Origin of the sequence: Ligilactobacillus salivarius (assembly GCF_035231985.1) — a bacterium.
GTDB lineage: Bacteria > Bacillota > Bacilli > Lactobacillales > Lactobacillaceae > Ligilactobacillus > Ligilactobacillus salivarius.
Genome location: NZ_CP117983.1, coordinates 1,071,258 through 1,089,458, shown reverse-complemented (window position 1 = coordinate 1,089,458; position 18,201 = coordinate 1,071,258). Strand labels below are relative to the sequence as shown.

Here is an 18,201-nt window from a genome sequence, read left to right as displayed (position 1 = left end):
AGAGATTTTTATATGACACTAACTAATAATTATTCAGAAAAATATATAACAGACAAAATTATTCGCTTTGGAGCTGAGACACTAACTAATAAAGAGTTATTGCAATTTATATTAACTACTAAAGTTTCACAAATATCTGCTAAGAATGTGATTAAGGATTTTTTTGATGAGCACCAAAGATTAAATGAACTACAATTTTTTAGTGATGAGGGACTAAAAAATTTGTGTAAGGATGATGAAAAAGTCGCTATAATTAGAGCACTAAGAGAATTTTCAGAACGCTATAAGGAAAAAGAAGGATTAGTTTTGGGGCAAATCTTTTCAAGTTGTATGTTTGGAAATTATATGATAGATAAAATTGGTGATAGTAAGCAGGAATTGTTGGTATGTGTATGCTTAGATACTAAGAATCAAGTATTGAGCGAAAAAGTGATTTTTAAAGGTACATTAAATTCGGCTACGGTACATCCAAGAGAAATTTTTAAATATGCATTAAATTTTAGTTGTGCCAGAATTTTAGTAGCACATAATCATCCAAGCGGGAATGTCGAACCCTCAGAAAATGATATTCAATTAACTAAAAGATTAATTAATGCAGGAAAGATGATTGGAATTGAACTAATTGATCATGTAATTGTAGGTTCTGAAGTGTATTTAAGCTTAGCAGAAGAAAAAATAGTCGAATTTTAAGGTGGGTAACAATATGATTTTAGGAACAGTACATAAATTTAATAGAGAAAAGGGCTTTGGTTTTATAACTCCAGATGATAGCAAAGATGACGTTTTTGTTCATTTTTCAGCAATTCAAACTGAAGGATTTAAAACTTTACAAGAAGGTCAACGTGTAGGTTTTGTAACGATTGAAGGAAAACGAGGACCACAAGCCGCTAATGTAGAACTTATTTCAGATTAACTTTATAAAAAAATTAATAATTTATAAAGTTTATGGATATACTTTAAAGAGTAAAAAAAATCGTGTATCCTATATGTTGAACTTAATTTAAACTAAACGATAATTGTTAAATATGATATAATACTCTTATCGTTATATTACCCTGTTCAGGGATTATGGAAGGGAAGAAAAATGGTGTTCGGAATCGGAACGAAAAACATAGGAATTGATTTAGGAACAGCAAATACAATTGTGTATGAAGAAGGTAAGGGTATTGTTTTACGTGAACCTTCTGTCGTAGCTAAAAACATAAAAACAGGAGAGGTCGTTTCCGTTGGTTCAGAAGCCAGAGATATGATTGGTCGTACTCCTGAAAGTATTGTAGCTATTAGACCAATGAAAGATGGTGTTATTGCTGATTACGATACAACAGTATCAATGATGCAATATTACATCCAAAAGGCTTTAGGAAACAAAGCTAACAAGCCTTACGTAATGGTATGTGTTCCTAGTGGTGTAACAGAAGTAGAAAAAAGAGCTGTCATAGATGCAACTCGAGTAGCTGGTGCTAGAGATGCTTATACAATTGAAGAACCTTTTGCTGCTGCAATAGGTGCTGGATTACCTGTTATGGACCCAACTGGTAATATGGTTGTTGATATCGGTGGTGGTACTACTGATGTAGCAACAATTTCTTTAGGTGGGATTGTATCAAGTCGTTCTATTAGAATGGCTGGTGATAAGATTGATGAAGCAATTATTTCTTACGTACGTAAAAACTTCAATCTTTTAATTGGTGAACGTACAGCTGAACAATTAAAAATGGACGTAGCATCTGCATCAGTTGAAGCTGCTAAAGATATTGAAAGTCAAAGTATTCGTGGTCGTGATTTAGTATCAGGATTGCCTCAAACAGTTGAAATTGAAGCTGTTGACGTAGCTAAAGCAATTCAAGAAGTTGTTCAAGAAATTATTGTAGCAATCAAAGAAACATTAGAAGAAACTTCTCCAGAAATTGCTGCTGATGTTATCGATCACGGAATTGTCCTTACTGGTGGTGGAGCTTTATTGAAACATTTACCTGAAGTTATTTCAGAAGCAACTAAAGTTCCAGTATTTGTGGCATCTGAACCTTTAGATTGTGTTGCTATTGGAACAGGTGAATCATTGAAGAGTATCGAAGTCATGAAAGACAAATAAACTAACTATTGAAGTCGTGTCGATTAGAAGGTAGTAGTGATTTCCTTTTAGTGATACGGCTTATTTTTTGAGTAAATCTTACTTGAAAAATAATAGTTATAGGAGGATCATACAATGCAAAAATCTTTTTTTAACAAAAAACTGGTTATTGTATTAATCGCATTAATTATAAGTTTCTTATTAATTGCATTTTCTATTGCTGTAAGAAATAATAGAAAGGCTCCTACATTTGTACAACAGATAGGAAATGATGCAGCTGGAATTGTTGATAGAGTAGTTAGTTATCCTTTAGATGGGGCTAAAAATGCGACATCTTCATTTTTTAATTTAATGAACACTTACCAAGAAAATCAACAATTAAAAAAGCAAGTAGATAGTTTAGCTGCAAAAGATGCAGAAAATCAAACTTTAAGAAAAGAAAACCAACAGTTAAAAGCACAACTAAAATTATCTAAAAGTTTAACTAATTATGATCAAGTTACTGCATATGTTTTAACTAGAACTCCTTCAACTTGGCAAAATCAAGTAACTATTAATAAAGGTTCACTTGCTGGAATTAAAAAGGGTGATTCTGTTTTATCTAGAAAGGGAATTGTTGGACGAATTACAGAAGTGAATAATTCTAATAGTAAGGTAGAGTTAATTTCTACAAATAATGATTCAGCTAATAGATTCGCTGTACAAGTGACAAGTAAATCTGGTGATGTTATCAATGGTTTGATTACTAATTACGACACTAATAGCGGTGATTTGGTAATGGGACAAGTAACTTCTAAGAAGAAAATTGAAAAAGGTACTAAAGTGGTAACATCTGGTATGGGTGGATCTACACCTAAAGGACTATTAGTTGGGACAGTTGAGAAAGTTTCTGATGATGATTATGGCTTACCATCTAAGATTTATATAAAGCCAGCTGCTGATTTGGATGACTTGAGTTTTGTGACAATTGCAGTAAGAACTGATGATTAGAGGTTAAAGTGATGAGAACAGAAAAAATGAATTACTATTTTCCAATCGGACTGTTTTTAGCAATGTTTTTAGATGGTGGTCTGACACAAGTGTTTGCAAAGTATATGTTTACTAACACAATGGCCATGGAAAGCAGGTTAGTATTACTTTTTATAGTAATGGCCGTCTGTTATGGAAATGTAGAGCATTTAGTAATGTGGTCTGCAATCGTTGGTTTATTTTATGATATGTTTTATACGGGTATTTTAGGTGTATTTACAATGATACTTCCTTTGATGGTATATGTAACAAAATATATGTTTCAGTTTTTCACACGATCGTTTATTGTGGTATTATTAATATACTTAATAGATATAACAATTGTGACATTTTTGTTCTTTTGGGCTAATTCACTAGTTGATTTTACGAATGCGACAATAACAGATTTAATTGGTAGAACTTTAGGACCAACTTTAATTTATAACTTAGCTTGGTTTGTAGTTTTATTCCTCCCATTAGAACACTTCTTCGAAACAAATTATTAAAGATGAGGGGTGTATCAATGCAAAAGAGTGTTGTATTAAAGGGTTATAAAGATGGTTATGAAATTGAGTTAAAAGCAGATGCTGCTTTCTCACAGATATTAATTGAGTTAACTGAACTGTTTGAGCGATTAAAACATGAAAAAGAAAAGAATGATGAGAAAATTGCATTTAACATCAAAACAGGTACAAGATTATTAACCATTGACCAAAAACATGAAATTGAAAAGATAGTTGATAACTACCCTAATTTTTTAGTACATAGAATTGTTTCTGATGTTATTAATATTAAAGAAGCATTGCAAATAATGGACAGTAAGAATGTGCATGTTAATGGCGATGTAATTCGTAATGGACAAGTTAAAGATATAACAGGGGATGTCCTATTTTTGGGAAATCTGCATCAAGGTGGAATCTTGAGAGCAACTGGAAATATTTATGTTATGGGTAGTGTTAGTGGAATTATTCATGCTGGTTTTGATAGTAATGTTCGATCTATTATTTTAGGAGATATTTCTGGGGCTCAACAACTTAGAATAGGAGATTTAGTTGACATTGTTGATGAAGAAAAAGTTACAGTTGGGACAGATTCATTAGTGTTTGTAAATGATCTACATGTTTTGGAATTTACAAGTATTGACAAGTTAAAATCTCTACGTCCAAAGATATTTAATCAGGTAGGAGGCTTTTAAAATGGGAAAAGCAATAGTTATTACCTCTGGTAAGGGCGGTGTTGGAAAGACTACTACAACTGCTAATTTAGGAACAGCACTTGCTTTACTAGGAAAAAGGGTATGTTTGGTTGATTTAGATATAGGTTTAAGAAATTTAGATGTTATATTAGGACTGGATAACCGCATTATTTATAATATTGTTGATGTTGCTCAAGGAACAGCAAAATTACATCAAGCTTTAATTAAAGATAAGCGATTTGATGATAAGCTCTATTTATTGCCAGCTGCTCAAAATACTGATAAGTCTGCCTTAGAGCCAGAAGAAGTTAAAGCAATTGTAGAAGAATTAAAGCCGGATTTCGATTATATCTTATTAGATTGTCCTGCTGGAATTGAACAAGGTTTCATGAATGCTGTCGCTGGAGCAGATGAAGCGATTGTTGTTTCTACACCTGAGATTTCTTCAGTTAGAGATGCTGATAGAGTTGTTGGATTACTTGAACAAAAAGAACTTACAGAGCCACCAATGTTAGTTATTAGCCGTATTCGTCGCCATATGATGAATGACGGAGATATGATGGATGTTGATGAAATTACACATCATTTATCAATTAAATTAATTGGAATTGTTTTTGATGATGATGAGGTTATTTCATACTCTAACAAGGGTGAACCAATTGTGTTGAATGAAAAAAATCCAGCTTCACAAGGATATCGTAATATTGCCCGCCGTTTAGAAGGTGAAACAGTACCTTTAATGACAATTAGAGAAACAGAAAAAGGCGGCTTTATGAAAAAATTCATTAGTTGGTTTAAAAAATAAGTGATAATTTCTTGACAATTTCTAATTAAAATGTTAATTTATTATCATCATAAATAAAGACGATGAACGGAAGAGTAGATGAAGTACGGACGCCGAAAGAGAGTATCTTTATCAGCTGAAAGGGATACCGATCCACTTAATTGAACCACACCCGTGAGTTTATAGGTTGAATATTTTAGTAGGCCTATACGTGTTATTGCGTTAAGATGTGAGTTATACGTATGTGTAACTTGATGAGGCTATTTTCGTGAGAATTTAGCAAAATCGAGGTGGAACCGTACTTTCATAGTGCCCTCTTAGATCGACTAGATCTAGGAGGGCTTTTTGTTTATGATAATAACTTACTTTTTGTTTTACTAGCTAGTTTAATGATTAATTAATTGATTTACATTAGGAGGATAAAGGATGAATTATGTATTAGAAGTGTTACCATCATTATTGGATGGTGCAAAAATGACTTTACAAATCTTTTGTTGGACTCTAATTGGTTCTTTACCATTGGGGTTGATCGTAGGGTTGGCATTAATTTCACGATTTAGATTATTAAAAGCAATTTTAAGATTTTATGTATGGTTGATGAGAGGGACGCCTTTATTACTACAATTGATTTTTGTATTTTATGGTTTGCCTTTAGTAGGGTTAACATTAGGACGATTTGATGCAGCATTATTTGCGTTTATTCTAAACTATACTGCATATTTTGCTGAAATTTTCCGTGGTGGTTTACAATCAATTGACAAAGGTCAGTATGAAAGTGCTAAAGTTTTACGCTTAACTTACTGGCAAACAATTAGAAAAATAGTAACACCTCAAGTTGTAAAGATTGTATTACCTTCTATTGGAAATGAAGTTATTAATTTAGTTAAAGATTCTAGTTTAGTTTACGTAATCGGTATTGGAGATTTATTAAGAGCTGGGAATGTTGCAACAAGTAGAGATGTTACACTAGTTCCATTGGTAATGGTAGGTGTTGTTTACCTAGTTATGACAGCAGTTTTAACCTTTATTTTAAGAAAATTAGAACAATACTACAGTTACTGGAAATAAGGAGGTTAGCATATGTTAGAGTTAAAGAATATTAGTAAAAGCTTTGGCGATAAAGTTATTTTAAATAATTTGAATTTAGAAGTTAAAGATGGTGAAATTCTATGTATCGTTGGTCAATCAGGTGGTGGTAAAACAACACTTTTAAGATGTATTAGTGGACTAGAAAAGATTGACGGCGGTCAAATTTTAATTGATGGTCAAGCATTTGATCCATATACAAATGAAAATAATGATTCTGTTATCGGTGTAGTATTCCAAGAATATAATTTATTCCCACACCTTACAGTTTTACAAAACGTAACTTTAGCACCTACTATGGTTTTAAAAAAGAAGAAAGAAATTGCTGAAACTGAAGCTAAGAATTTATTAAATGGTTTAGCTTTAGAAGGAAAGGAAGGATTATATCCATTCCAATTATCTGGCGGTCAAAAACAACGTGTGGCAATTGCACGAGCTCTAGCGATGAAACCACAAATTTTATGTTATGACGAACCAACTTCTGCTTTAGATCCAGGATTGACAGCTACAGTTAAAGATATCATTTTGAACTTGAAAAAAGAAGGAATGACACAAATTATTGTAACTCACGACATGGATTTTGCAGAAGAGATTGCAGATAATATTTTGAAAGTGAAACCCTTAGGCTATTAATGAGAGTGGTGATTTCTTTGAAGAAAATTGTAAAAATTATTACTTGCTTGTTAGCATTCTTAATAGTAGGAACAACTTTAGCAGGTTGTACAAATGTTAGAAAACGTGCTAATGATCAAGATAATTGGAAGAAGATTGAGAAGAAAAAGAAAGTAGTTATTGGTTTAGATGATAGTTTCGTTCCAATGGGATTTCGTGAAAAGGATGGTTCTTTAGTAGGATTTGACGTAGATTTGGCTAGAGAAGTATTCAAGCGTTATGGAATTGATGTAGATTTTCAAACAATAGATTGGTCTATGAAGGAAACAGAACTAAGAAATGGAACTATTGATCTAATTTGGAACGGATATACAGTAAATCCAGAGCGTAAAAAGACTGTAGCTTTCAGTGTTCCATATTTACGTAATCAACAAGTTCTTGTATCTAAAAAGAAAGAAAATGTTTATGGTGCTAAGAGCATGAGAGGAAAGGCATTAGGGCTACAATCAGGTTCATCTGGTTATGAATCTTATATGTCACAACCTAAATTATTAAAGAACTACGTAAAAGAAGCAGTTCAATATGATACATTCAATAATGCATTTTTAGACTTAAATGCTAATAGAATTCAAGGATTATTAATTGACAGTGTTTATGCAGACTATTATGTTGCACACGAACCTGATCCTAATAGCTATCGTATTAGTGATGTTGGATTTGAATCCGAAAATTTTGCTGTAGGTATGCGTAAAGGTGATAAAACTTTACAAAAGAAGATTAATGTAGCATTAGCTCAAATGGCAAAAGATGGAACCTTGCAAAAAATAAGTAATAAATGGTTTGGTACTACCAAAATGGTACCTTTGAAAGAGATTGAGAATCAAAAAATTGATTAAGGAAATTTATTAAAATGAAGAAGAGAAAGTTAATATATTCTTTAATAGTAGGTTTAGTGATATTGATTTTACTTGGGATAACAGGTGGAAGCTATTATTTAGTTAGTTATGCTTTTAAACCAGACCCAACAGTTAAGTCAGGACCAAAAGGAAAAGTTGATAAGAAATTACTAGCAGATCAAAATTGGTTAAAGAAACAAAATTATCAAAATTGGTATGAAGAATCTGCTACAGATAATTTAAAACTTAGAGCTATTTATTTACCAGCGGAGAATAAAACTAATAAAACCATTATCGTCGCTCATGGATATAAAGGAGAAGCGATGCATATGGCTAGATATATTAGACTATTTCATAATTTAGGTTATAATGTTTTAGCTCCAGATGATAGGGCAAGTGGACAGAGTCAAGGTAAATATATTACATTCGGCTGGCCAGATAGACTGGATTATGTGAAATGGATTAAACAAGTTATTGCTAAGAAAGGGTCTGATTCACAGATTGGACTATTTGGTGTAAGTATGGGTGGCGCTACTGTTATGATGGTAAGTGGAGAACGTCTACCTAAACAAGTAAAAGCAATTGTTGAAGATTGTGGATATTCAAGTATAGAATCGGAATTAAGCGAACAATTAAAGCAACAATTTAATCTGCCTAAAGAACCGATGATAACTGCAGCACGAATTATGGGAACAATTCGAGTTGGATATGACTTTGGTAAGGGCAGTTCAACAAAGCAGTTAGAAAAGAATAAGTTACCGATTTTCTTTATTCATGGAGATAGTGATACCTTTGTACCAACGAAAATGGTATATGAAAATTATAAAGCAACTTCGGCCCCTAAAAAGTTATGGGTAACTAAAAATACAGGACATGCAAATTCATATAATAACCATCCTAAAGAGTATCAAAAAAGAGTAAATGAATTTTTTAATAAATATCTAAAATAAAAATGAGACTAGAGAAGTCATAAAAGATTTCTCAGTCTCATTTTTTAATTCATAAAACTTGCAATTGCTGATAGGACAACACTACCAATTGTAAAGATAAGCATTAGCCATACAACAACTAAAGTTATTTTTTGGAAAGTAGAACGCTCTTTCTTTGTTTTTTTAGCCACATTTTTCACCCTTTATCATATTATCATGTTTAACTATAAACTATTATTATGCTAAAAATCAATAGTTGTCACTGATTTTATAAAATTAGATAATCATTGTTGAAATTTATACAAGATGAATTTATAATAATAGGAAAATAGAATTAAAATTTTCTTAATATAATTAAATTTAGGAGAAATATTTTTAAGTTTGAGGAGGAATTATAATGAAAATTATGGTTCAAAAATTTGGTGGAACTTCTGTCCAAGATGATGAATCAAGAAAGTCTGCCATGCGACATATTGAACATGCAGTAAATGAAGGATATAAGGTGGCAATCGTTGTATCTGCAATCGGAAGAAAAGGTGCCCCTTATGCAACTGATTCATTACTTAGCTTGGTAGGTGGTGAAAGAACCAAACTTACTCCTCGTGAATTAGATATGATTGTTTCTGTGGGGGAAGTTATTTCAACAGCAGTTTTTACACAAATGTTAAAAGAAAATGGATTTAACGCCGTAGCTATGACAGGTCCAGATGCTGGTTTTAGAACAAATAATGACTATCAAAATGCTAAAGTTTTAGAAGTGAAGACAGACGCTGTGTTAGATGCATTCGCTTCTCATGATGTAGTAGTGGTTTCTGGATTCCAAGGAATGTCAGAAGAAGGGCACGTCACAACTTTAGGTCGTGGTGGATCTGATACATCAGCTGCTTTATTGGCAGTTGCATTAGATGCAGAACGTGTTGATATTTTCACTGATGTTTCTGGTATGATGACAGCTGACCCTCGAATTGTAAAGAACGCGCATTTCTTGAAAACAGTTAGCTATGACGAAGTTGCTAATATGGCTCATGAAGGTGCAAAGGTAATTCATCCACGTGCTGTTGAAGTTGCGCATCAAGCACATTTACCAATGAGAATTCGTTCAACTTGGGATGATGTGGATGAGTTGGGAACATTAGTTACTGATAAGAACCTTAGCATTGAACATTATCGTACAGTTACAGGTATTGCACATCAAACAGGCTTAACACAAATCAACCTTTCAGTTAACAATACAGAAGCTGAAAAGATCTTCAAAGTGTTAGCTGAAAATGATGTAAGTATTGATTTTATCAATATTTCACCTAAGCAAGTTGTTTTCAATACAAGTCGTGAAGATGGATTAAAAGCTAAAAAAATCTTTGAAGAATATAATATACCAGTGAACTTTGTTGAAAATTGTGTTAAAGTATCTATTATTGGTGGCGGTATGGTAGGAACCCCAGGTGTTATTGCTAAAATGGTTACAGCACTTTCAAAAACTGGGGTTGAAATCTTACAAACAGCTGATAGTGATACCACTGTTTGGATTTTAGTGACTGAAGATAACTTCAAACTAGCAGTTAATACCTTACATGAAGCCTTCTTAGAAAATTAAGGATGTGGAGATTGTGTTACGAAGTTGGATAGTTCAGCTGTGTATAGTGGTTTTTCTATGGATAGTATTGACTATGTTTAAAAATAGATTCAAAAATATTTGGCCTCGACGTTTAAAGAAATTAGATGTTTTATGTATATTCTTAATAATTGCAATTCATTTTACTTCTATTGAATTGATAGGAATATCATTATTTCCATATTTGGTGTTTGTAATGTCTGTTGTGGGCTTGATAATGATATTTGCTAGTGCATATAGAAGTGGTGATATTATTTATGGTGTATTTTGGACCAGATTTATTAGAATTTTAGATTTAGTAACACTGTTTACATACTTTATTGTATTAATAATGACAATTTTTAAGGCTATTTTATTGTAGTGATATAGAGCGATTGGAAGAGATTCCAGTTGCTTTTTTTATTGGCAAATAAAATTATAAGAATGAACTTAAGTAAATCTATAACTGAAATATATTTGAAATTTTTTTAAAATCAAAAATTAATAATTATTAAGTGGTTTTTAGGGGAAATTATATGGTTAGAAGTGGGGAATTGTGGTACTATAAATATGGTGTTATGTAAGGTGGTGAAGTAGAATGTTCATGGGAGAGTATAGACATACGATTGACGCCAAAGGAAGATTGATCGTACCCGCCAAATTTCGCGAACAATTAGGGAATTCCTTTGTTGTAACACGTGGAATGGACGGGTGCTTATTTGGATATACTCAAGAAGAATGGAACATTCTAGAAACTAAATTACAAAAATTACCACTTACAAAGAAAGACGCCCGTGCTTTCGTTCGTTTTTTTTATTCAGCTGCAACTGAATGTGAAATTGATAAGCAGGGTAGAATAAATATTCCTAAATCTCTACGTACACATGCCGCCTTACAAAAAAAGTGTGTTGTTGTAGGGGTATCTAATCGTTTTGAAATCTGGAGCGAAGATAGATGGGATGCTTTTGCTGATGAGGCAGAAGAAAACTTTGATGATATAGCAGAAAATATGATTGATTTTGATCTTTAGAGGAGGATATATGGCTGAATTTAAGCATATTACAGTATTATTAAATGAAGCTGTAGATGGTCTGAATATTAAGCCAGATGGAACTTACGTTGATTGTACCTTGGGTGGTGGCGGTCATAGTGGTTTGATACTAAGTAAGTTATCAGAAAATGGGAAATTATATTCATTTGACCAAGATATAACAGCTATTAATTTTAATAAGGATAAGTTTAAAGAAGAAAATGAACTGGGACAGATTAACTTTATCAAAAGTAATTTTAGAAATATTTCTGAAGAGTTAAATAAAAGAAATATTTTGGGAGTAGATGGAATTCTCTATGACTTGGGTGTCTCATCGCCGCAGTTCGACAATGCAGATCGTGGTTTTAGTTATAACTATGATGCTCCTCTAGATATGAGAATGGATCAAAGTCAATCATTAACAGCTAGAGATGTGGTAAATGACTGGAGTTATGAACAATTAGTGAGAATTTTCTTCCGTTACGGTGAAGAAAAATTTGCTAAGTCAATTGCTCGTAGAATTGAGAAAGTTAGACAGCAAACACCAATTGAGACAACTGGTCAACTGGTTGATCTTATTAAAGAAGCTATTCCGGCTAAGGCCCGTAGAAAAGGTGGACATCCAGCTAAAAAAACATTCCAGGCAATTAGGATTGCAGTTAATGATGAATTAGGTGCATTGGAAGAATCTTTGGAGCAAGCTTTAGATTTATTAAATCCTGGTGGTCGTATTAGTGTAATTACCTTCCAATCATTGGAGGATCGATTAGTTAAGGTAATGTTTAAGCAGAAGACAAGTCTACCAGAATTACCTCCCGGATTACCAGTAATTCCGGATAGCCAAAAAGTTGAGTACAAACTGATTACAAGAAAGCCGATAGTACCAAGTGAAGATGAGATTACACACAATAATCGTGCTCACTCGGCTAAATTAAGAATAATTGAAAAATTGTAGTGTAGTAGGAAGTGGTCGTTATGGAACAAACAGCTCGTAAACTTAACCAACAACCAAGAATAGTACATAATAACGAGCCTGAGAAAAAATACATAGTTCAATCATCTCCTTACAGAAGTAAGATGATGAAATTGTTTGCTGGATCAATGGTATGGATAGGAGTTATGACTACCATGGTAATTTCAGCAAATGTTAAATTAACAAATGCACAGTTGAATTTACAAGATACAACAAGCAAAATTACAAAAATCCAAGGTTCTAATACTAATATGAAACAGGAAATTAGTGAGTTATCAAGTAAATCTCGTCTAAGCAAAATAGCTAAAGATAGTGGTTTAAAGATGAATACAAAGAATACAAGGAATGTTACTAAATGAACACAAATAATAAACGTCCTATAAAAGAAAGACAACAAAGGATGATGTACAATCGAAAGTATTTTGGGAGGGGAATATTTTTTATTGTTCTTATCGTTTTTATTGTTTTTATCGGACGTTTTTTTCGTGTAGCTGTAGGACATAAAATATATGGTGTGGATCTAAATAAGAGTACACAACAGCTATACGCAAGTAAAACTGAGATAAAAGCGAAACGTGGAACAATATATGATGCAGCTAATCAACCAATTGCTGAGGATACGACTACTTACTCAATATATATAGTTCTCTCTAAAAGTGCAGTTGCTTATGGAAAAAAAGAATATTTACCGGATTCCCAAAAGAAGAAAGCTGCTAAAGTTTTAAGTGATAATTTAAATATTAGTTATAAAAGAGTATTACAAATTTTGAATCCTAAAGATAAGAATACTTATCAAGTTGAATTGGGAAATGTTGGTAAGAATATCTCTCTTGAAACTAAGAAAAAGATAGATTCTTATCATTTAACAGGTATAAAATTTACACCATCACAGTCTAGGTTATATCCTAATGGTGTTTTTGCTTCACATTTGATAGGGTTAGCTGAATCGGAGGATAAAAAGCTAGTAGGTATTATGGGACTAGAAAAAGTATTTAATAAACAATTATCTGGTCGCGATGGAATAAATAATACTGCTACAGATAGTTACGGTGTTCAGTTGCCGGGATCTTCTAAAAAGAAACGAAGCGTTCAAAATGGCGATGACATCTATACAACATTGGATCCTAAGATTCAAACTGCCTTAGAAAATTTATTTACACAAAAGCAAAAGAAATTTAAGGCTGCATCAATTAATGCGGTTGTTATGGATTCACATACTGGTAAGATAGTAGCAGCTAGCCAACGTCCGACATTTGATGCTCAAACAAAAGAAGGTTTAACAAATGTTTGGAGAAATACACTGTTAGAGGATGCATACGAACCAGGATCGACTATGAAAGTTTTGACAGTTGCATCTGCAATTAATAGTGGAAATTATGATTCAAATGCAACTTATAGATCTGGATCATATGTGATTGATGGATCTACAGTGTACGACTGGAATCGTTCTGGATGGGGCAATATTACAGTTAAAGAAGGCTTTATGCGTTCATCTAATGCTGTAATGGCTCAACTTGAACAAAAAATGGGTAAGAAAACCTGGATGAGTTATATTAGAAAATTTGGTTTACTTCGCCCAGTAGGTGCAGGTTTAGGTGCAGAATCTAGTGGTAATATCAATTATACATATGCATTTGATCAAGCTAATACGGCTTATGGTCAAGGGATAGATGTTACTGTTATTCAAATGATGCAGGCTTTTTCTGCAATTGCTAATAAGGGTAAGATGGTTAAGCCACGCTTGGTAGATAAAATAGTTGATCCTAATACAGGAAAAACAGTTTATAAATCAAAAACACAAGTAGTCGGTAAACCAATTACTGCAAAAACAAGTAAGAAAGTTTTAGATATGATGGAAGCTGTTGTCTATGACGAAAAAGGTCTTGGACAAGATTATGCAATTGATGGCTATAAGATAGCAGCTAAAACAGGAACTGCCCAAATCGCTAATTCAAACGGAACAGGTTATTTGAGTGGTAGTTCTAATTATATCTTCTCAGTTGTAGGAATGGCGCCTGCCGATAATCCAAGATATATTATGTATTTGACTGTAAAACAACCAAAATCATTTGGAAATAATGATGCTACTAAGAATCTATCAACTATTTTCAACCCAATTATGAAAAAAGTTTTAGATTCAAGTCAAGTAAACAATACTAATTCTGGTACAGTTAAAGTCGAAAATGTTGTTGGAAACTCAGTTGATGATGCTAAAGATAAAATTTCAAAACAAGGCTTGGTACCTGTTGTAATTGGTAGTGGTGATAAAGTAGAGAAACAATCAGTTGAGGGAGATCAGACTGTTATTTCTGGAGAAAAAGTATTATTATTGACAAATGGAACGAAAACTATGCCAGACATAAATGGATGGTCAAGAAATGATATTGCTAAACTGGCTGATTTAACTGGAATTACAGTTAATTATACTGGATCTGGTTATGCATACTACCAAAGTATAGCGGCTGGAGGAGCACTTAAGAAATCTGATATAGTTGAAGTAAAATTAAAATAGGAGAGAGAAAATGAATTCAATGTTATTGATTATAGCACCGGCTGTATGTGCATTTATTTTGACAGTGATTTTTGTACCAATGTTCATCAGCTACTTTAGAAAAAGAAAAGAAGGACAAATGATTCGTGAAGAAGGTCCAAAATGGCATCAGAAAAAATCTGGTACACCAACAATGGGTGGATTTGTTTTTAATCTAGCAATTCTTGCAGTTGTTTTGGTTTTTGGACTATTAACTAAAAATTTACATGCTAAATTATTAATAATCACCTTTATCTTAGTTTTATATGGCTTTTTAGGTTTCTGGGATGATTCTATTAAATTATGGAAGAAACAGAATGAAGGTTTGAAAGCTTGGCAAAAATTTCTTGGCCAAGTAGTAGGTGCACTTCTTTTCGTATTTGTTTTTGTGCATGAAAAACTTCCATTATCTTTAGCGTTATTTGGACATGAATTACATTTAGGATTAGTGTTGTATACACTATTTGCTATTTTCTGGTTAGTAGGTTTTTCTAATGCAGTGAACTTAACTGATGGAATTGACGGACTAGTTTCAGGACAGGCAATAATAGCTTTTGCAACCTATGGAATTATAGCTTATTATCAAGGCCAATTTGATGTATTACTATTTTGTGCTACAGTAATTGGTGCATTACTTGGCTTTATTATCTTTAATCATAAACCAGCTAAAATTTTCATGGGTGATATGGGTTCATTAGCGCTAGGTGGTGCGTTGGCTGCCGTTTCTTTAATGACACATCATGAATTAGCTTTATTAGTTATAGGTTTCGTCTTTGTTATGGAAACAGCAAGTGTAATTTTACAAGTTGCCTCATTCAAGTTAACTGGCAAAAGAATTTTTAAAATGAGTCCAATTCATCATCACTTTGAAATGTGTGGCTGGAGTGAATGGAGAATTGATATTACTTTTTGGTGTATAGGAATTGTTTGTTCAGCAATCGCATTAGCGTTTATTCTATAAAAATTAAGCATTAAGGAAGTCTTGTATTATGAAAATGATAGAGAAATATCGTGGAAAAAAAGTATTAGTATTAGGATTAGGTAAGAGTGGTGTGAATGCAGCTAAGTTACTGAAAAAGTTAGGTGCAGAAGTTACTGTAAATGATAAAAATACCCCATCTGATTTAACTCAAGTAAATGAACTAAAAAATGAAGGAATTGAAGTTATTACTGGTAGTCATCCTTTAGAATTATTAGAGAATATTGATTTAATGGTTAAAAATCCTGGTATACCATACACAAATGTTTTAGTTAGTGGTGCTAAAGATAAGGGAATAAAGATAATTACTGAACCTGAACTAGCTTTTGAAATTAGTGATGCAAGATTTGTAGGAGTAACAGGTACAAATGGTAAGACAACAACTACAACAATGATTTCTTTGATGCTAAATCAGGGTCAAACTGAAGGTAAGGCTTATGTTGCTGGTAATATAGGTGTTCCAGCTAGTCAAGTGGCACAAGAAGCAACAAACAAAGATACAATAGTTACAGAATTATCTAGTTTTCAATTATTAGGAATTACAGAATATCATCCTAAAGTTGCTGTATTAACAAATATATATGAAGCGCATATTGATTACCACGGTACAAGAGAAAATTATGTTAATGCTAAGATGCGTATCGTTATGAATCAAACAGAAGATGATTACTTTGTGGTAAATTGGGATAACGAAGAATGGCAAGAATTAAGTCAACGTTCTAAAGCAAAAATTGTTCCATTTTCTCGTCTAGGTAAATCTAAGAAAGGTGCTTATGTAGCAGATGGATATCTATTCTATAAAGAAGATAAAATAATGCCAGTTGCTGATATTAAAGTTCCTGGTACTCATAATGTAGAGAATGCATTAGCTGCAATTGCTGTTGCGAAGATATTTGGCAAGTCAAATGAAGATATTAAAGAAATTTTAACAACATTCTCAGGTGTACGTCATCGTACTCAATATGTAACAACTCTAAATGGTAGAAAATTCTATAATGATTCTAAGGCTACTAATATGGAAGCGACTGAAAAAGCATTAGCTGGTTTCAATAATCCAGTAGTATTATTAGCTGGTGGATTAGATAGAGGATTTACATTTGAAAAATTAGAACCTTCATTGAAGAATAAAGTTCATGCAATGATTGTATTTGGTGAAACAGCTGATCTGATGGCAAAGGCTGGTAAAGAAGCTGGTGTTGAAAAGATTATTAAAACTAAAGATGCAGTTTCTGCAGTCCCTGAAGCTTATAAAGTAAGTAATGAAGGCGATGTTATCTTACTATCTCCAGCTTGTGCTAGTTGGGATCAATGGCCAACATTTGAAGTACGTGGGGATAAATTTATTGAAGCTGTAGAAAAATTGACAAAAGAGTTGGAGGAAAAATAAATGCGATTATTAATTTCTGGTGGTGGAACAGGAGGTCATATCTATCCAGCACTAGCATTGATAGAAGCTATTAAGCAAAAAGAACCAGATTCAGAAATTTTATATGTTGGAACTCATAAGGGTTTAGAAAGTCGTATTGTTCCTTCGGCAGGAGTTCCATTAAAGACGATTAAAATTCAAGGTTTCAAACGCTCTTTATCTTTGGAAAATTTTAAAACAGTATATCTCTTTTTAAAAAGTGTGCATGACTGCAAGAAAATTATCCGTGATTTCAAACCAGATGTTGTTGTAGGAACAGGTGGCTATGTTTGTGGTGCGGTTGTATATGCTGCAGCTAGGATGAAAATTCCAACTTTTGTTCATGAGCAAAATAGCGTTGCTGGCGTAACGAATAAATTTTTAAGTTGCTTTGTAGATAAGGTAGGAATATGCTTTGAAGATGCTAGAAAAGATTTTCCAGCATCTAAAGTTGTTTTTACTGGTAATCCTAGAGCCCAACAAGTTGCTGGTATGAAAGATACAGGTAGATTAGAGAAAGAATACAAGCTGAGAAAAGATTTACCAACAGTTATGATTTTTGGTGGTTCTCGAGGAGCAGAAGGAATTAATGCTGCTGCTCTAAAGGCTATTCCACAGTTTGCTAAAAAAGAATATCAAGTTTTATTTGTTACTGGTAAAGTTCACTATGATAAAATAATGGCCAAAGATGAAGCTAAAAACTTACCAGATAATGTTAGAATAGAGCCTTATATTGCTGATATGCCAGCAATTTTACCTGAAGTTGCAAGTATTGTTGGTCGTGCTGGTGCAACAAGTTTAGCAGAAATTACAGCCTTAGGAATTCCGACTGTTCTAATCCCAAGTCCATATGTAACAAATGACCATCAAACAAAGAATGCGATGAGTTTAGTTAATAAAGATGCAGCATTGATGATTAAAGAGAAAGATTTAACTGCGGATACATTAGTTAAAAATATCGATGAAATTATGAATGATTCCGATAAAAGATTACAAATGGGTAAAAATGCCAAGAAAGCTGGAATTCCAGATGCAGCTAACCAAGTAATCAAAGTACTAGAAGATATAATGCATAAATAATTATTCAAGATATTAAAGTAAAGGAGGTGATT

Annotated in this window: 21 protein-coding genes and 1 other annotated feature; of the genes, 20 read left to right on the top strand and 1 reads right to left on the bottom strand. The window is 32.7% G+C overall.

All coding sequences use genetic code 11. From position 1 onward, the window contains the following. Positions 1-12 precede the first annotated feature (12 nt). From radC to PTA89_RS05415, 11 genes are all read left to right on the top strand, one after another. Complete coding sequence (gene radC, locus PTA89_RS05465) at positions 13-690, top strand: RadC family protein (RefSeq protein WP_099459738.1); 678 nt, start codon at positions 13-15, stop codon at positions 688-690. A 13-nt stretch (positions 691-703) separates the two neighbouring features. Then, the gene (locus PTA89_RS05460; RefSeq protein ID WP_003700473.1) at positions 704-913 is read left to right on the top strand and encodes a cold-shock protein; all 210 of its coding nucleotides are present in this window, start codon (positions 704-706) and stop codon (positions 911-913) included. A 174-nt stretch (positions 914-1,087) separates the two neighbouring features. Then, entirely contained in the window at positions 1,088-2,092 is a 1,005-nt protein-coding gene (locus PTA89_RS05455) for a rod shape-determining protein (RefSeq protein ID WP_003710333.1), read from the top strand. 114 nt (positions 2,093-2,206) lie between these two features. After that, complete coding sequence (gene mreC / locus PTA89_RS05450; protein ID WP_003700471.1) at positions 2,207-3,061, top strand: rod shape-determining protein MreC; 855 nt, start codon at positions 2,207-2,209, stop codon at positions 3,059-3,061. Positions 3,062-3,072: 11 nt separating this feature from the next. Continuing rightward, complete coding sequence (mreD, locus tag PTA89_RS05445) at positions 3,073-3,585, top strand: rod shape-determining protein MreD (RefSeq protein WP_003706463.1); 513 nt, start codon at positions 3,073-3,075, stop codon at positions 3,583-3,585. A 17-nt stretch (positions 3,586-3,602) separates the two neighbouring features. Continuing rightward, positions 3,603-4,274, top strand: coding sequence for a septum site-determining protein MinC (locus PTA89_RS05440; protein WP_069469188.1), 672 nt, complete (start codon positions 3,603-3,605; stop codon positions 4,272-4,274). 1 nt (position 4,275) lies between these two features. Then, a complete protein-coding gene (minD, locus tag PTA89_RS05435; RefSeq protein WP_003700467.1) occupies positions 4,276-5,079 on the top strand; it encodes a septum site-determining protein MinD in 804 nt (267 codons plus the stop codon). Between the two features lie 53 nt (positions 5,080-5,132). Further along, positions 5,133-5,378, top strand: a binding site (T-box leader). 106 nt (positions 5,379-5,484) lie between these two features. Continuing rightward, on the top strand, positions 5,485-6,126 hold the full coding sequence (locus PTA89_RS05430) for an amino acid ABC transporter permease (RefSeq protein ID WP_003700466.1): 642 nt from the start codon (positions 5,485-5,487) through the stop codon (positions 6,124-6,126). A gap of 12 nt (positions 6,127-6,138) precedes the next feature. Beyond that, on the top strand, positions 6,139-6,777 hold the full coding sequence (locus PTA89_RS05425) for an amino acid ABC transporter ATP-binding protein (protein ID WP_003706461.1): 639 nt from the start codon (positions 6,139-6,141) through the stop codon (positions 6,775-6,777). Continuing rightward, on the top strand, positions 6,777-7,652 hold the full coding sequence (locus tag PTA89_RS05420; protein WP_003707534.1) for an amino acid ABC transporter substrate-binding protein: 876 nt from the start codon (positions 6,777-6,779) through the stop codon (positions 7,650-7,652). The genes PTA89_RS05425 and PTA89_RS05420 overlap by 1 nt, the downstream gene beginning before the upstream one ends. A 14-nt stretch (positions 7,653-7,666) precedes the next feature. After that, positions 7,667-8,602 carry an alpha/beta hydrolase gene (locus PTA89_RS05415; RefSeq protein WP_003700462.1) on the top strand — a complete coding sequence of 312 codons (936 nt, stop codon included), beginning with the start codon at positions 7,667-7,669 and terminating at the stop codon, positions 8,600-8,602. 44 nt (positions 8,603-8,646) lie between these two features. Here PTA89_RS05415 and PTA89_RS05410 read toward each other — a convergent pair whose 3' ends face one another. Beyond that, the gene (locus PTA89_RS05410) at positions 8,647-8,772 is read right to left on the bottom strand and encodes a DUF4044 domain-containing protein (RefSeq protein WP_003706458.1); all 126 of its coding nucleotides are present in this window, start codon (positions 8,770-8,772) and stop codon (positions 8,647-8,649) included. Positions 8,773-8,978: 206 nt separating this feature from the next. On the opposite strand from PTA89_RS05410, the gene dapG reads away from it, so the two are divergent. From dapG to murG, 9 genes are all read left to right on the top strand, one after another. After that, a complete protein-coding gene (gene dapG, locus PTA89_RS05405) occupies positions 8,979-10,175 on the top strand; it encodes an aspartate kinase (protein ID WP_003706457.1) in 1,197 nt (398 codons plus the stop codon). Positions 10,176-10,179: 4 nt separating this feature from the next. Beyond that, positions 10,180-10,554 (top strand): DUF3397 domain-containing protein, encoded by a 375-nt coding sequence (locus PTA89_RS05400; protein ID WP_324177039.1) that lies wholly within the window; start codon positions 10,180-10,182, stop codon positions 10,552-10,554. A gap of 216 nt (positions 10,555-10,770) precedes the next feature. Then, entirely contained in the window at positions 10,771-11,202 is a 432-nt protein-coding gene (gene mraZ, locus PTA89_RS05395; RefSeq protein WP_204770786.1) for a division/cell wall cluster transcriptional repressor MraZ, read from the top strand. Between the two features lie 10 nt (positions 11,203-11,212). Next, positions 11,213-12,157, top strand: a complete 945-nt coding sequence (gene rsmH, locus PTA89_RS05390) for a 16S rRNA (cytosine(1402)-N(4))-methyltransferase RsmH (protein ID WP_268857532.1) — start codon at positions 11,213-11,215, stop codon at positions 12,155-12,157. A gap of 20 nt (positions 12,158-12,177) precedes the next feature. Next, the gene (gene ftsL, locus PTA89_RS05385; protein ID WP_003700455.1) at positions 12,178-12,534 is read left to right on the top strand and encodes a cell division protein FtsL; all 357 of its coding nucleotides are present in this window, start codon (positions 12,178-12,180) and stop codon (positions 12,532-12,534) included. Further along, positions 12,531-14,687, top strand: a complete 2,157-nt coding sequence (locus PTA89_RS05380; protein WP_324177038.1) for a penicillin-binding transpeptidase domain-containing protein — start codon at positions 12,531-12,533, stop codon at positions 14,685-14,687. The genes ftsL and PTA89_RS05380 overlap by 4 nt, the downstream gene beginning before the upstream one ends. Before the next feature lie 10 nt (positions 14,688-14,697). After that, a complete protein-coding gene (gene mraY, locus PTA89_RS05375; protein WP_003707547.1) occupies positions 14,698-15,666 on the top strand; it encodes a phospho-N-acetylmuramoyl-pentapeptide-transferase in 969 nt (322 codons plus the stop codon). A gap of 28 nt (positions 15,667-15,694) precedes the next feature. After that, a complete protein-coding gene (gene murD / locus PTA89_RS05370) occupies positions 15,695-17,071 on the top strand; it encodes a UDP-N-acetylmuramoyl-L-alanine--D-glutamate ligase (protein WP_134354673.1) in 1,377 nt (458 codons plus the stop codon). Then, positions 17,072-18,169 carry an undecaprenyldiphospho-muramoylpentapeptide beta-N-acetylglucosaminyltransferase gene (murG, locus tag PTA89_RS05365; RefSeq protein WP_324177037.1) on the top strand — a complete coding sequence of 366 codons (1,098 nt, stop codon included), beginning with the start codon at positions 17,072-17,074 and terminating at the stop codon, positions 18,167-18,169. Positions 18,170-18,201 lie beyond the last annotated feature (32 nt).